Origin of the sequence: Streptococcus sp. FSL R7-0212 (assembly GCF_038007985.1) — a bacterium.
Classification (GTDB): domain Bacteria; phylum Bacillota; class Bacilli; order Lactobacillales; family Streptococcaceae; genus Streptococcus; species Streptococcus parauberis.
Map to the genome: position 1 here is coordinate 1,971,066 of NZ_JBBOYF010000001.1, position 14,844 is coordinate 1,985,909.

A 14,844-nucleotide genomic window follows, 5' to 3' on the forward strand; every position below is an offset into this window, starting at 1 on the left:
TTAAGTAATCCAATACCGTTCTACATGATTACGGATATCTTCTAATTTACCAAAATTAGCCATGATAACTGCTCGACTAGCCGGATTATTGTCATGACATGTTATTAGGACATCTTGGATATTTTTTTGCCTAGCAACTTTTATCCCCTCTTTTAACATCGATTTTGCAATGCCATTATTCCTCTGACTTGGTCTGACAGAATAACCAATATGACCACCTAATTCTATAAGGTAGGCGTTTAAACGTAATCTCAAACTGAGAAACCCAAATGCATTTCCATTCTCATCAAAGGCTACAAATTGAATCGAGGGAACCCTATTTGGGGGTAAATTTAATCCTACTTCATTATCATAGTTTTGCTGTAACCAATTTGAATAATCAAACTCCTCATTTGACCAAAAACCACCATCATGTGCAGAATCATGTTCTTCAAATTCAGCCATCATTTCCATGACAGAATCCTTATCATCTATATCAGGTCTTCTTAATTGCATCTTTTAACCTCAACATTGGTAAATTTATGTCTAACTCTCCAAAACTCATTTCTGACTTATTGATTTGGTCACAAATCCAATGACTTAAGAGACTAGTCTCAGGTGACACTGGATTTTGTTTGCTTTCGAGCGCCTCTATGAATTCTTTGATAATTGACTCAAAGCCACGTTTATAAAGCGTTGTATCCCATGAAGTAAATCCTATCTGATGACTATTGGTTCCTTCAAAGACGGTTAGTTCATCTAAATTTTCCAGATGATATGTCTGCTCTGGTGATTGAACTTCAATGACTTCTCTGCGACTACCTGAGCGAAGATTCATGCCAACATGTATAATTTCATTGCTTGTCACAAGATTTACTGCAACTTGACAGATTTGATTTTCTTCTCTTTGAACAATAAAATTACCATGTAAGAGTTTCCCATCAGCTAGAAATAAAGCTGTGTCTAGTGGATGAATAAAGAAATCAAATAGTTTAAATGTAGTTTGGCCAGGCCTATTAATATCATTCTTCTCAACATAAACTTTACACTTATTTGACAAGGTTGACATCTCCTTGACACGGGGTGCAAAGCGTCGATTAAAGCCAGCCATTAGAAAAGTCCCATTGTCAGCTGCCATCTGATAGAGATCTTTACTCAATTGATAGTCTTCTGTCAATGGTTTATCCATATAAACAGGAATGCCTTTTTCTAAGAAAACTTTAGCAATCTGATAATGTGCCGATGTTGCAACATGGATAAAAACTCCATCCAATTTTACACTAGCTAAGTCATCAAGGTCAGAATAGACAGAGGCATTTCCAAATAAATTAGCAACTTCCTGTCTAACTTGTTGGTTACGAGTTGATAAATGCCAGTGAATATTTGGTAATTGACGCATATAGGGTAAATATGCTTTCTGAGAAATCCCACCTAGTCCTACAATTCCTATTTCCAACATAATAAACCAACTTTCTCAGTTCTTTATTTTTTCGCAGCTTTTTTAGCTTTTTCAAAAAATTGAGCTTTCAAATCTTTTCCTGCTAATTTTTTTGATGCTGTTTTAGTTGAATTTTTTTCATGAAATCGTTCAACTTGTTGCATCCCTTTATAGTCTAATTGAAATTTTCCCATTGTTTTTTCCTTTTCTTGATAAATAAAAGATTGCTTGCTATAAGCAACCTTAATATCATAACATCTTTTATCAGTTATCCAAAGTTATTTTATAGGCCTGGATATTTAATTGTTGAGCCATTCATATGTTTTACACGTGATGTAATTTCTTTATGACGTCCATGAACCATTGGTCGTGCTTGTGGATTACCTAAATAACCACAGGTTCTTTTAACAACGTCAACTGTTTTAGGATCATTATTACCACAGTTAGGACAAGTAAAACCACGTTCGGTAGCTTCAAAATCACCTTCAAATTGACACTCATAGCATCTATCAATCGGAGTATTGGTACCAAGATAACCAACTCGGTCGTAAGCATAGTCCCATACAGCTTCTAAAGCTTTTGGATTTTGTTGCAATACTGGGTATTCACAATAATGAATGAAACCACCTGAGGCTCCAGATTCTGGATATACTTTTTCAAAGTCTAATTTCTCAAACGGAGTGGGATTTTTACGAACATCATAATGGAATGAGTTGGTGTAATATTCTTTATCCGTAATGTTTTCAATTTTTCCAAATTTTTCTGTATCTAGACGACAAAAACGATCAGTTAGGCTTTCAGAAGGAGTTGAATAAACTGAGAAGTGGTAACCATACTCATCCGACCAATCTGCACAAGCGTCTTTCATTGCTTTAATGATTGAAACTGTGAAATCTTTAGCTTCTTGATTATCTTCCCATTCGCCGCCATAAAAGACAGAAGCAACTTCATATAGACCAATATAACCTAGTGAAATTGTTGCACGGCGATTTTTAAATAAATCATCGACATTACCATCTTTATCAAGACGTTTGCCAAAGGCACCATATTGATAAAGAATTGGTGCATTAGCTGGTGTAGCTTCTTTGACACGACCTACTCTATAAACAAGAGCATCTTTCCCGATTGATAGGCGTTCATTAAACAATTCCCAGAATTTTTCCATGTCGCCATTTGATTCCATGGCAATACGAGGTAAATTCAAGGTTACCACACCTAAATTCATACGACCTGAATTGACTTCAACCCCGTTTTCATCTTTCCAACCTTGAAGGAAAGAACGACAACCCATAGGCGCCTTAAATGAGCCTGTAAGGTCGATAATCTTGTCATATGATAACATATCAGGATACATGCGTTTAGTGGCACATTCCAATGCTAATTGCTTAATATCGTAGTTTGGTGAATCCTCTTCTAAATTCAATCCACGTTTAACAGTAAAAATGAGTTTAGGAAAAATTGCTGTACGATGTTCACTACCCAAACCTTTGATCCGAATTTCCAAAATCGCTTTTTGAATTTCACGTTCAAACCATGATGTTCCTAAACCAAAACCAAGTGACGTAAATGGTGTTTGCCCATTTGACGTAAATAAGGTGTTGATTTCATACTCAAGGGACTGCATTGCATCATAGATGTCTTTTTGAGTTTTTTCATAAGCATATTCTTCTTGCTTATCTTCAACAACCCATTTTTCAGCATCGGCCATATGCTTCTTATAATTCAATTCGGCATATGGGGCTAAAAATTCATCGATGCGATCTGCTGTACAACCACCGTACTGACTAGAAGCAACGTTGGCAATGATTTGGGAAATCTGAGCTGTCGCTGTTTGAATTGATTTAGGACTTTCAACCTCAGCATTACCAATTTTGAATCCATTGGCTAACATTCCTTTAAAATCAATTAAACAGCAATTAGTCATTGGTGTATATGGACTATAGTCCAAATCATGGTAATGAATATCCCCTTTTTGGTGGGCATTGGCCACGTGAGGTGGTAACATCTTCAACCCAATTGATTTGCCGACAATCCCTGCAGTTAAATCACGTTGCGTATTAAAAACATCACTGTCCTTATTGGCATTTTCGTTAACTACAGATTGATCCTTATTCAATAATTGATCAATTGTGAAATTAATGTCAGTTGCTTGAGAGCGCGCAAAATCACGTTGGGTACGGTAATTAATGTACTCCTTAGCAATAGCATATTCATTAGCTGCCAACAATTCATGTTCTACGATATTTTGAATTTCGTATATTTTAATATTATTTGGGAAACGGTCGCGGATTTCGGCAATGACACGCTCCGATATTGCTTCTAATTTTGCTTCAAGTACTGGTGACATTTTCGTCACTTCCACACTTGCCTTTAATAGGGCGCTATAGATTTTAGTGGTGTCAAAATTCACGAGACGACCATCACGTTTAATTACTCTTATATCTGGCTGTTCTAAAACTTTTTCTTGTGTCATTAGTCTAAATCTCCTTACTTGAACTATTATATCACCCAAATAAAAAAAATCAATATCTTGTGTTATCATTTTTTTGAAAACACAAGATATTGATATTGGCTATTTCTTTTTGTAGATTGCAAAGCCTGATAGATTAACCTTTTCATCTAATTTCAGATTTTTTCTGAGAATTTTTTTTACTTTTTCAGGAACTTTTAACTTTTTATTGACAATTATGTATTTTGCTTTGTTCTGTAATAATTCATCATAAAGCATCTGTTTATTTTTCAGATTATTAGTATTTATTACAGGGGAAGCAAAATGTGATGCTGATTTTGCAACTGTTTGCTGATAAATGATTGAATTTGTATCCCAAACATAAATAGCTTGACCTGGTTGGATTTTTTTCTTCAGAGTTTGAACAATCTGATGACGTTCTTTATTGGCAGTTATTTCTTTAGAAATTGTCATATATTGGAAAGTCAAAAGTCCAACTAAGAGCAATATTGGCAAGTAAAGACACTTTGTAAAGTAAAATTGTAATACTGGTCCCATTCCTTTTTTACCACGGCTTCTGCGATGATTCCCTTGATTCAATGAGATATTAAATTGATGTGCAATCGGCACTGCCGTCAGAATTAAACCAAATGGTAATAAGAATAATTGGTGGTAGGCAATGACATCACCAGATAGCACAGCCATTAGCAAATAAATCAAGATCGAGGCTAAAATGACCCATTTAACCATCGCATCTGCGTCACTCTTATGTTTTTTCATGAAATAGATAGGACCAAATAAGAGTCCCGATGCCAAACAAATAGCAAATTGGACAAGGATTCCTATCACTAGTGGATAGGTACCAAGATTAAAGTTAGTAAATTGATAGACAAATGCTTGTTTAAAATATGGGCCGAGAATTTGCAGATTTAAGATAAAATAGCCGGCAATATAAAAGATAAGCAGCATTCCAAAAAGGGCTGCTAGTAATTGGTAAAAACCTCTTGCCAAATGTCTGTTCTTACTATTAAAGACAATAACTGCAATACTTGATAGGACAAAATAGACCAGTGTCTTTGGTTCAATTAACATGGCCATAGCACCAGCTATTCCTAATAAAATAAAGGCTTCATCTTTAATCAATCCTGCAAAGTATTTTGTTAAATTCCATAAAGATACTAAGATTAATGGCATTGCAAACTGGATTGGATAAAGTCCTCCAAAACCAAATACAAGATTCATCACAAAAAAGAGGAATGTAAATGTTGCTGCAATCTTTTGGCTACTAGCAAAATAATTAACTAATTTATAAAAATAAACCCCAGCTAGGTAAAAGCACAATACTTCTACTAATACTAGCCAAATCGTTGATCCTAAAAAGTAGCTTAAGGCAATCATCACAAAATAGAGCATCCCACCAGTGGTAAAAATGTCACTATAAGGAATTTGTCCTTTTGTCAACATCATTCCAACATAGAGATTTTGTGATTGCAAATTATTCGCAAATTCTGTCAAAAAAGGCGTTGCTACACTGAGTAAGGCCACAATGATGCTATAGAAAAAAATATGAAATTTATGTAAACTCGGTACTTTTGTTTCATATTTAGTAGTATGGAGGGTTGACCCATCATAGGCATAATTATTCCCTAATCCATTGTTATTATCTGTTCTAATTTGGCTCACGCAACTTCTCCTTGAAATGTCATACAAACAGTATAACAAAATCTAACCTAGAGTTAAATATCCAAATTCTTTTATCCCAATTATTTCATTCGTTTTTTGCATAAATAAAAAAGAATAGCCACTAGCTACTCTTCTTATATCTGATTTTTTATTCTTCGTCTAAAAAGCTATTGAAGACTTCTTCAATCATATCCCATTCAGCATCTGAATCTTCAGGGATTGGTTGTAAATCTCCTTCTGTACCATCTTCATTTTCTGTAAATGAATAAGCTTGAATTTCAATTTCGCCAGCTTCATCTTCTTCAGACCCAGCAGGTACTAATAATACATAGTTTTTACCGAATTCTTCACGTCCATCAATTGTTAACAAGATATCGAATAAGGATTCATTTCCTTGTTCATCAACTAATGTAATTACTTCACGTTCGTGGTCATGATCGTGATCATGTTCATGATTTTGTGCCATACTTTTCTCCTTAATAGATTCTATCTAAATAATTTTGTAAAATTAATTGGGCGGCTAATTTATCAATGACTTTTTTTCGCTTCCCACGACTAATATCTGCTTGTTCAATTAACATACGCTCTGCTTGTACAGTCGTCAAACGTTCATCCTGATATTCAACAGGAATATTGAACTGTTCTTGAATAAGGTTTCCATATGCCTGACTTGCCTCAACTCGCGGACCACTTGAATTGTTCATATTCTTTGGTAAACCAACTACAAACTTATCAACTTTATACTGATTTACTAATTCTTCAAGTCTAGCTAAACCAAACTCTTTCTTATCTTCATCAATTTTGATAATTTCAAGTCCTTGAGCAGTAAAACCAAGTGGATCACTAATGGCTACGCCAACAGTTTTTGAACCAACATCCAGTCCCATTATTCTCATTTAAAATCAATTCCATTTCCTTGCAAATAATAGCGTACAAGTTCTTCTACAATCTCATCACGTTCATATTTACGGATTTGATTTCTAGCATCGTTGTAACGAGGAACATAAGCTGGGTCGCCACTTAATACATAACCTACAATTTGATTTATTGGGTTATAACCTTTTTCCTCAAGGGAATGGTAAACCGCAGTAAGGGTTTCACTAATTTCCTTTTTATCACCATCATCTAATTTAAAGCGAACTGTTTCATCTGTAAATCCCATACTTACACCTTCTTTCTAACTTTAGTGCTATGCTTTATTATAGCATAATTTAGAATGAATTAACAAGAATACTAATTAAGACATTATAAAAAGCCCAAATAAATTTGAGCTTTTTATAATGCCGCGCGCAAACGGGCTTCGGTATTTTCAATATTACGGATTGAACGAGGTAAGAAAGCACGAATATCATCTTCCTTGTAACCAACTTGAAGGCGTTTGTCATCAATTAATATCGGACTTTTAAGAATACGAGGATTGTCCTGAATTAAATCAATCACTTCACTGACACTGAGTTCATCGATATTGCAGTTTAAAGCTTTAGCATAACGATTTTTGGATGATACAATACTTTCAACACCATTTTCTGTTTTAGAAAGAATGGCAATAATTTCTTCTTTTGTTAGTGGTTCTTTACCTAAGTTTTGTTCTTTATAAGGGAGCTTGTGACCATTTAACCATGTTTTAGCCTTTTTGCAGCTCGTACAACTTGAAATCGTATAAATTTTAATCATGTTGTTGTCTCACTTTCTATTTCGTGATATGTATATATTGTAGCATAGAACATTTTTAGGGACATAGGTCTTCGGACCTATTTTTGATAATTTTTAAGCGATTTTATAAATTTGTAGTTCTCTGCAAACTCTTCAAAACACTGATATATCGGCGTCCGCAGAGATTATGTAAACTGACCATATTTGCTTAAAATAATGTTGTCTTTTTTTGTAAAAACAAATTTTTTTGTCATATAAACAGGTTTTTGAATGTCAAAACGATAAATTTCTTCTTAAAATAATAACCCAACGGAACTCTATACTCACTCTCTTGTTTCTAAGATCGTGAAAAAAAGACCCACTGGGTCTTTTTTTTAATCTTCAATTTCAATACCGTTATCCAAATCAAGGACTAGGTTATCTGATTCTACTTCTTCTTGTTTTTCTGGTGCTTCTTCTGCTTGGTCATCTGCAATTAAACCAACTTGTACACGTACTTTATGGTCAATTTCATCAAAGATTTCAGGATGATCAGCTAAGAATTTCTTAGCATTTTCAGACCCTTGTCCAATTTTCTCACCATTATATGAGAACCATGCGCCAGCTTTCTGGATAATGTCTAAATCAGAGGCGATTTTTACTAATTCTCCTGTACGAGAAATACCTTCACCATACATGATTTCAACTTCTGCCACTTTAAATGGTGGTGCAATTTTATTTTTAACAACTTTAATTTTTGTTTCTTTACCGATACTACTGTCTTTTTGATCACCAGTACCTTTAATTTGAGTATTCCCACGAACATCTAAACGAACAGATGCATAAAATTTCAAAGCACGTCCACCAGGAGTTGTTTCTGGATTACCAAACATAACTCCAACTTTTTCACGTAATTGGTTGATGAAAATAGCAATTGTTTTGGTTTTATTAATTGATGCAGACAATTTACGCATTGCTTGACTCATCATACGTGCTTGTAGACCAACGTGACTATCACCAATGTCTCCATCAATTTCTGCACGTGGAACTAAAGCTGCTACTGAGTCGATAACTACTAAGTCAACAGCACCAGAATCAATTAATTTACCAGCAATTTCAAGTCCTTGTTCACCAGAGTCTGGTTGTGATAATAGCAATTCATCAATATTAACACCTAGAGATGCTGCATAAGCAGGATCCAAGGCATGCTCAGCATCGATAAAGGCAGCAATTCCACCTTCTTTTTGTGCTTGTGCCACTGCGTGTAGAGCAACAGTTGTTTTACCAGATGATTCTGGTCCGTAGATTTCAATAATACGACCTTTAGGGTAACCACCAGCACCTAGGGCAATATCCAATGCAAGACTTCCTGAACTCATGACTTGAACTTTTTGTTCGGCACGTTCGCCAAGACGCATTACTGCACCTTTACCAAAGTCTTTCTCAATATTTTTTAAAGCATCATCAAGCGCTTTACGACGATCATCACCAAATTTTTTTGTGATTTCTTCTGTTTTTTTAACTTTTTTTGCCAATTCATTCTCCTCTTTTTGGAAGTAATTTAAAACCAAGACATGATTTTTATCTAAAGACTATTACTCCATACGTATTACATTATAACAAATTTTGGGTATTTAATAAAGTTTTTCGGACTAGGTTGAAGGCATGTAAGCAAGCTATATATCTGACATCTGAGCGACTCCTGCCGCCAATTAGTACCTTATATGATTCTACTTTTTCTTTTGTCGAAATACCAATAAAAACTGTTCCTGCTTGTTGTCCTTCCAAGAAATCCGGACCAGCAACGCCAGTTAAGCTAACACCAATATCACTTTCAGTTAAGAGTCGTGCTTGATTAGCCATTTGTTTAGCAGTATAATCACTAACAACACCTTTTCGTTGTAAATCAGCAAATGGAATCTCTAACATTTTTGCCTTTTCTTCGATACTATAGGTAACAAATCCACCGTTAAAAATACTGGATGACCCTGGAAAATCAGCAATTTTAGATTGGAATAGCCCTGCTGTTAAACTTTCTGCAGCTGTAATTGTCTTATCTGCTTTTTTTAACAACTGGAAAGTCTCACGCGCCAGGCTATTATCCTCACCATATCCATATAATAAGTCTCCTAATAATTGTCCATCTATAGTTGAAATGGCCTTAATCTGACTTTCTAATTGATCCAATTTTTGATAAGCTAGCTCTTGAGAATCAGACTTAGTTGACAAGCGCAATGTTACCTCGCCGATTTTGGCATAGGGAGCAATTGTTGGGTCTGATTGATTTGCAATAAGATCAGCTAAAATAGTAACTAATTGGCTTTCTCCAATTCCAAAAAAACGTAAAACACGAGAGTAGAGTTTAGTTTCCTCATTCAGCAACAGTGGTAGTAGATACTGATTAACCATTGGTTTCAATTCACTAGGCGGTCCAGGTAAGACGACATAAGTTACACCAGCTTTTTCGATTAAACCACCAACAGCTAGACCTGTAATGTTTTGAATAGGTTTGGACCCTTCAATCAACTGTGCTTGCCTCTCATTATTTGGAGTTCTAGAACTCTCAGACCGAGAGGAAAAAAATTGGTCCAGTTTTTGACTAGCTTCTCTGTCAAAGACCAATGACAGACCTAAAAACTTAGCTAGCGTTTGTTTAGTAAAATCATCCTCAGTAGGTCCCAAACCGCCACATAATATCACTAAATCACTACGTTTACTTGCAACTTCAAGGATATTTAATAATCTGATTTCATTATCGCCTACTGCTGTATGATAATAGACATCAACTCCAATCTCTGCCATTTTTTCTGATAAAAACTGTGCGTTCGTATTAACTATTTGACCGGTCAAGATTTCTGTTCCGACTGCGATTAATTCAGCTTTCATTTTGCCCCCTACTTACTTATCCGATATATTTCTACATTTTATCAAAATAATCTTTATTTCACGAATAAAATAAGGATTTTTCTTTTCTCTTACTGACAAGTCTACAATGTCAGTCTTAGTACATTGGTATCAGTTCTTTCTTTTTGAATGAGATAACTACTTCACCTCACTTTATCATTCGAAAAGACATACCAATTTTTACCTAAAAAACGAAATTTATGAGATGACAATTGTTCCTAAATGATTTAAATAACTATAATTCAGAAAATCCGAGTCTGCACCTATACTATATCCTATCCTATTTTCAAAATCAAGAACATCTCTGTCACAAAAAAAGTCATATGTCTTCTTATAGTTAGCCTGTAATGCTGGACATATAACATATTAATTATTTAAAATGGCAAGTACTTTCATGATCATTGACCATGCCTGAAGCTTGCATAAAGGAGTAGATTGTTGTTGGGCCTAAAAATTTAAAGCCTCGTTTTTTAAAATCCTTTGCTAATTTCACTGATAAGTCAGTTTGAGTTGGAACTGTGTGCTCTTGGTTGACGAGGTTGTCAATTGGATTTCCACCAACAAAGCTCCAAAGATAGGCATCAAAACTTCCAAATTCAGCTTGAACTTTTTGCACCGCCTGAGCATTGTTGACAGTTGCTGACAGTTTCAACCTATGGCGGATAATTTGTGGATTCTGCAAAGCGGAAGCCATTTCCGCTTGACTAAACTGAGCGACATAATCAATGTCATAGTTATGGAAAACAGCATTGAAGGCCGGCCTTTTCCTTAAAACAGTCAGCCAAGAGAGGCCTGACTGATAGGACTCTAAACAAAGGAGCTCAAAAAGAGCTTGGTCATTATGAAGAGGTTTCCCCCATTCCAGGTCGTGGTAATTACAGTAGAGGGGGTTATCTAGAGGTACCCAAGAACACCGTTTCATCATTTAACCTTTCATCAACATTTTAAGAGCTGATTTAATATACTGCTCAGCTGTTTCATCTGTTCCTTCAAAGAAAGCTCGAATTTTCTTCAATTCTGTTGCTTTGTAGCCCAGTGCAAGTAGTGCTTCAATAGCTTCATCGAGTTGTAGATTGCCACCCGCGTTTGCTTTACTTGTTGGGGCACTATCTTTAGGTGCCTCAACAAACTTACCAGCTAAGTCTAAAATCATTTGTTGAGCTGTTTTCTTACCAATTTTAGGGAATTTCATTAAGTACTTGATATCACTGTTGTCAATGGCCATGACTAAGCCTTCATTATCGTCGACGGCGACAATCGCAAGCGCAGTCATAGGACCAATTCCAGAAACTGAGATGAGTTTCAAGAAGACATCTTTTTCCTCTTCTGTATGAAAACCAAATAAGAGGTGAGCGTCCTCACGAATAACTTGGTGTAAATAAATAGTGACCTGTTGATTGACACTGTCAGAAAAACTATAAGGATTAGCAACATAGATAATATAGCCTAAACCATTAGCTTCGACCACAATATATTTAGCAGTAATTTTAGTTAATTGACCTTTTATATAATCAAACATGTTAAACCTTTTTCTTCATTTTGGCTGAGAGGACAATTAAGTAAAGTCCTAAAGTGGCAATAATAATAAACGCAATTTGGACCCCTAAACGACCCGTAAAGTGACTGATGGAAACTGTAAAAGCAGCTAAAATAGCCCCTAATGGTTGAGCCATCGAGATAAATCCTGTATAAGAACCAATTTTCGACTGGTCCATCATTTCTGCCCGTAGGACTTGATTGGCCGGAACATTTATCATTTCTCCAACTGTAAAAATAAGGACTGCAATCCAGATCCAAATAAACTGGTTAAAAGAGAATGATAGTAACATGCCAAACGAAAATACCAAAGAACCAATGATTAGTTGTTGTAATAAATCCCATTTTTCTGTCAATTTATTAACAAAGGCCATTAAAGTAACTATTAAGACAGTGTTTGTCAGAACCATCAAAGACAACATCTTAGCACTTGTAATGGTATAGCCAAAAATTGCCGTTGGCTGGAAATATAATTTGAGGTGTACTGGGACATAGTTATCCATCTGCATCCAGATACATGAAAAGAGAATTGACCCTAAGGTGAAAACTAGAAAGGCTTTGTCAACTAGCACTTGTCGATAATTCTTAAAGGTCCCAACAATACCGGTCTGATGCTCAAATTGCTGGTCAGCTGGCTTAGTCTCTCCAAATTTATAGTAGGCAATAAAGAAACATCCCAAATTAACAATAAAGAGTGCTATCAATAATTCCCAAAAATAGTGGTCATAGAATAATCCGGAAATTCCGGCTCCAAACATGACCGCAATATTAATGAACCAATAGTTTATGGTATAGACAAAACGTCGGTTACTAGCATCAGTTAGGTCAATAAGCATGGCTTCATAGGCTGGGGCATAAAAGGCAGATGATAGCTCTACCAATAGGATCCCAACAAATGTGATCCAAGGGAAAGGATGCCCAGGTACATTAGCGATGATTGTAAAAAGCCAACCAATCGTTGAACCAATTGATCCGATAATGACAACCTTTTTACGGCCAATGGCATCAGATAAATGTCCGCCATAAAGACTGCCTACGAAACCTGTCAAACTAGTCACCATCATCAAAAGCCCAGTCCAGAAGGTTCCAAAATAGGTCGTGTAATACATGGCCATAAAAGGGAAGATGCTGCTACCCAAGGTTATGGTGATAAAACGGACAAGCTGCCTAATCTGAATATCTTTTGGCAGTTTGAAAAAATCTTTCATTGTCTTCTTTCTAATATTTTCCTAAATCTCTCAAGCTAGTATGATTTTCTTGTATCCGTCGGAACATTTTTTCCATATCCGCTTTACTAAAATTAATCAAGACAGGTCGCCCATGTGGACAGTTATATGGATTTTTACATTGTGCCAGTTGCAATAGTAATTGCCGTGCTGAATAGTCATCTAGACTATGATTTGCTTTAATTGATCGTTTACAGCTCATCATGATGGCTAACTCTGCACGATAAGTTTTAATGGACACATTATTTGTCAACAAAAGCATATCACACATTTCATAGACACCAGATTCAATTTCATTTTCCTTCATCCAAATTGGATGTTCGCGGAGAATGAAGGTATTTTGTCCATATTCTTCTAGATAAATGCCAACTTGATTTAGTAAATCCATCTTTTCTTGCAGATTAATAAAATCTGACCCAGAAAATTCAAAGAGATAGGGAACTAATAATTGTTGCAAACTATTGTCGACCTGACCAATTTTTTCTCGATAATACTCATATTTAACACGCTCTTGAGCAGCGTGTTGATCAATGATAAACAATCCACCATTCCCCTGAGCAAAGAGATATGTTCCATGCATTTGCCCAAAGTAATCTAACTCTGGGAAAACCGAAGTTTCTTCGTTCTCTAAATTTTCAATCAGTTTTGTTAATTTTTTCTGATTAGATAAATCCAAATCTGGATGATTGGCATCATCCACATCACTTATCGTGCGACTAGCATGCTTGACAGAGAATGTTGGACTTGTCTCTTCAACTAAAGGCTGTACTTGGTCACCTATCTTTACACCGCTGTCAACTATATTACTTTGACCAGGTTGGTTAGAGGGCTCTTCTTTTCTATTATCAACTGTAAAGAAATCACCTTTTTCTTTATCATAGTAAATTTTATTGGCTTGTAAAGGTAGACTTGTTTGTTCAAATTTATTATTGTTTCTTGTCGTTGACTTGGCTAAATTTTCCAAGGCATCAGGAATCAAATCCTGTAAACGGAGACTCTCTGAAATTGCTGAACTAATTAAACTCATTAATTCACGTTCTTTTGAAATCCGCACTTCCTGTTTAGTTGGGTGGACGTTTACATCAGCTAAATAAGGATCGATTTGAATATCAATAACGACAATTGGAAAGCGTCCAACCATTAATTTTGATCCATAACCATCTAAAATTGCCCTGTTCAAGAGAAAGTTTTTGATATAACGCCCATTGATTAAAATAGTTATGTAATTTCGATTTGCCCTTGTTAATTCGGGTAAACTAACAAAGCCCGAAACCTCAAAGTCTAAATCTGCCGTTGAAATCTCGACCATTTTCTTCGCAGTGTTAATACCATAGATACCTGCAATAGCTTGTTTTAAATCAGCAGTTCCTGAGGTCTTAGTTAACTCCCTTCCATCACAAATCAATGTAAAGGCTACTTCTGGATGAGCTAAGCTAAGACGATTGACCACATCGACAATATGCGCAAGCTCAGCTTGCAGACTCTTCATGTATTTTAAACGAGCAGGCGTGTTGAAAAAGAGATTTTCAACTTTTATCTTTGTTCCAACTGGCGTTGAGACTGGTTCAATTGATTCAACTTCTCCACCCTTGGAGATTAGTTGATTGCCATAGTCTGCTTCAGCTGTTGCTGATTTAATTGTCAGTAAACTGATAGAAGCAATTGAAGGTAAAGCCTCACCACGGAAACCCAAAGTTCTAATTCTGAAAAGATCACTTTGATTTTTTATCTTACTGGTTGCATGACGTAACAAACTAAGGGGTAAGTCTTCTTTTGACATCCCATCCCCATTATCAGTTATAGTAATTGATTTAAGCCCTGATTCTTCAATCTCAATTGTAATTTGACTGCTTTTGGCATCAATAGCATTCTCGACCAATTCTTTCACAACACTTGCTGGCCGTTCAATAACTTCACCAGCCGCGATCTGATTGGCGAGAACCTCTGGTAATTCTACAATCTTTTGCATATATTTTGTTTTTATCCTCTCTAAACGC

15 protein-coding genes are annotated in these 14,844 nt (G+C 35.7%); all 15 read right to left on the reverse strand.

The features are described 5' to 3' along the window. Complete coding sequence (locus MKY69_RS09915) at nt 1–495, reverse strand: GNAT family N-acetyltransferase (RefSeq protein WP_003108940.1); 495 nt, start codon at nt 493–495, stop codon at nt 1–3. Then, nucleotides 476–1,438 carry a Gfo/Idh/MocA family protein gene (locus MKY69_RS09920; protein ID WP_340791751.1) on the reverse strand — a complete coding sequence of 321 codons (963 nt, stop codon included), beginning with the start codon at nt 1,436–1,438 and terminating at the stop codon, nt 476–478. Before MKY69_RS09920 ends, MKY69_RS09915 begins: the two co-directional genes overlap by 20 nt. 23 nt (nt 1,439–1,461) lie before the next feature. Continuing rightward, nucleotides 1,462–1,611, reverse strand: coding sequence for a hypothetical protein (locus MKY69_RS09925; protein ID WP_003108936.1), 150 nt, complete (start codon nt 1,609–1,611; stop codon nt 1,462–1,464). An 89-nt stretch (nt 1,612–1,700) separates the two neighbouring features. Next, a complete protein-coding gene (gene nrdD, locus MKY69_RS09930; RefSeq protein ID WP_003102395.1) occupies nt 1,701–3,890 on the reverse strand; it encodes an anaerobic ribonucleoside-triphosphate reductase in 2,190 nt (729 codons plus the stop codon). Between the two features lie 99 nt (nt 3,891–3,989). Continuing rightward, nucleotides 3,990–5,549 (reverse strand): hypothetical protein, encoded by a 1,560-nt coding sequence (locus MKY69_RS09935; RefSeq protein ID WP_003108934.1) that lies wholly within the window; start codon nt 5,547–5,549, stop codon nt 3,990–3,992. Between the two features lie 148 nt (nt 5,550–5,697). Beyond that, nucleotides 5,698–6,015: a DUF1292 domain-containing protein gene (locus MKY69_RS09940; protein WP_340791756.1), complete on the reverse strand. Its 318-nt coding sequence runs from the start codon at nt 6,013–6,015 to the stop codon at nt 5,698–5,700. Between the two features lie 10 nt (nt 6,016–6,025). After that, complete coding sequence (gene ruvX, locus MKY69_RS09945; RefSeq protein WP_003105581.1) at nt 6,026–6,445, reverse strand: Holliday junction resolvase RuvX; 420 nt, start codon at nt 6,443–6,445, stop codon at nt 6,026–6,028. Then, nucleotides 6,442–6,711 carry an IreB family regulatory phosphoprotein gene (locus tag MKY69_RS09950; RefSeq protein ID WP_003104158.1) on the reverse strand — a complete coding sequence of 90 codons (270 nt, stop codon included), beginning with the start codon at nt 6,709–6,711 and terminating at the stop codon, nt 6,442–6,444. Before MKY69_RS09950 ends, ruvX begins: the two co-directional genes overlap by 4 nt. Nucleotides 6,712–6,824: 113 nt before the next feature. Then, nucleotides 6,825–7,223 carry a transcriptional regulator Spx gene (spx, locus tag MKY69_RS09955; protein ID WP_003104943.1) on the reverse strand — a complete coding sequence of 133 codons (399 nt, stop codon included), beginning with the start codon at nt 7,221–7,223 and terminating at the stop codon, nt 6,825–6,827. A 353-nt stretch (nt 7,224–7,576) separates the two neighbouring features. Beyond that, the gene (gene recA / locus MKY69_RS09960; protein WP_003102546.1) at nt 7,577–8,716 is read right to left on the reverse strand and encodes a recombinase RecA; all 1,140 of its coding nucleotides are present in this window, start codon (nt 8,714–8,716) and stop codon (nt 7,577–7,579) included. Nucleotides 8,717–8,795: 79 nt separating this feature from the next. After that, a complete protein-coding gene (locus tag MKY69_RS09965; RefSeq protein WP_340791761.1) occupies nt 8,796–10,067 on the reverse strand; it encodes a competence/damage-inducible protein A in 1,272 nt (423 codons plus the stop codon). 388 nt (nt 10,068–10,455) lie between these two features. Further along, nucleotides 10,456–11,007 (reverse strand): DNA-3-methyladenine glycosylase I, encoded by a 552-nt coding sequence (locus MKY69_RS09970; RefSeq protein ID WP_340791912.1) that lies wholly within the window; start codon nt 11,005–11,007, stop codon nt 10,456–10,458. 3 nt (nt 11,008–11,010) lie between these two features. Beyond that, the gene (gene ruvA, locus MKY69_RS09975; protein ID WP_003103584.1) at nt 11,011–11,604 is read right to left on the reverse strand and encodes a Holliday junction branch migration protein RuvA; all 594 of its coding nucleotides are present in this window, start codon (nt 11,602–11,604) and stop codon (nt 11,011–11,013) included. Between the two features lies 1 nt (nt 11,605). Next, nucleotides 11,606–12,829 carry an MDR family MFS transporter gene (locus tag MKY69_RS09980; RefSeq protein WP_076751987.1) on the reverse strand — a complete coding sequence of 408 codons (1,224 nt, stop codon included), beginning with the start codon at nt 12,827–12,829 and terminating at the stop codon, nt 11,606–11,608. A 10-nt stretch (nt 12,830–12,839) separates the two neighbouring features. After that, the gene (gene mutL / locus MKY69_RS09985; protein WP_041828658.1) at nt 12,840–14,816 is read right to left on the reverse strand and encodes a DNA mismatch repair endonuclease MutL; all 1,977 of its coding nucleotides are present in this window, start codon (nt 14,814–14,816) and stop codon (nt 12,840–12,842) included. Nucleotides 14,817–14,844: the final 28 nt, after the last annotated feature.

Bases quoted from the DNA above. Each gene is read 5' to 3' on its own strand.
- MKY69_RS09915 (WP_003108940.1), bottom strand. From the start codon at position 495: ATGCAATTAAGAAGACCTGATATAGATGATAAGGATTCTGTCATGGAA.
- MKY69_RS09920 (WP_340791751.1), bottom strand. From the start codon at position 1,438: ATGTTGGAAATAGGAATTGTAGGACTAGGTGGGATTTCTCAGAAAGCA.
- MKY69_RS09925 (WP_003108936.1), bottom strand. From the start codon at position 1,611: ATGGGAAAATTTCAATTAGACTATAAAGGGATGCAACAAGTTGAACGA.
- nrdD (WP_003102395.1), bottom strand. From the start codon at position 3,890: ATGACACAAGAAAAAGTTTTAGAACAGCCAGATATAAGAGTAATTAAA.
- MKY69_RS09940 (WP_340791756.1), bottom strand. From the start codon at position 6,015: ATGGCACAAAATCATGAACATGATCACGATCATGACCACGAACGTGAA.
- ruvX (WP_003105581.1), bottom strand. From the start codon at position 6,445: ATGAGAATAATGGGACTGGATGTTGGTTCAAAAACTGTTGGCGTAGCC.
- MKY69_RS09950 (WP_003104158.1), bottom strand. From the start codon at position 6,711: ATGGGATTTACAGATGAAACAGTTCGCTTTAAATTAGATGATGGTGAT.
- spx (WP_003104943.1), bottom strand. From the start codon at position 7,223: ATGATTAAAATTTATACGATTTCAAGTTGTACGAGCTGCAAAAAGGCT.
- MKY69_RS09965 (WP_340791761.1), bottom strand. From the start codon at position 10,067: ATGAAAGCTGAATTAATCGCAGTCGGAACAGAAATCTTGACCGGTCAA.
- MKY69_RS09970 (WP_340791912.1), bottom strand. From the start codon at position 11,007: ATGAAACGGTGTTCTTGGGTACCTCTAGATAACCCCCTCTACTGTAAT.
- ruvA (WP_003103584.1), bottom strand. From the start codon at position 11,604: ATGTTTGATTATATAAAAGGTCAATTAACTAAAATTACTGCTAAATAT.
- MKY69_RS09980 (WP_076751987.1), bottom strand. From the start codon at position 12,829: ATGAAAGATTTTTTCAAACTGCCAAAAGATATTCAGATTAGGCAGCTT.
- mutL (WP_041828658.1), bottom strand. From the start codon at position 14,816: ATGCAAAAGATTGTAGAATTACCAGAGGTTCTCGCCAATCAGATCGCG.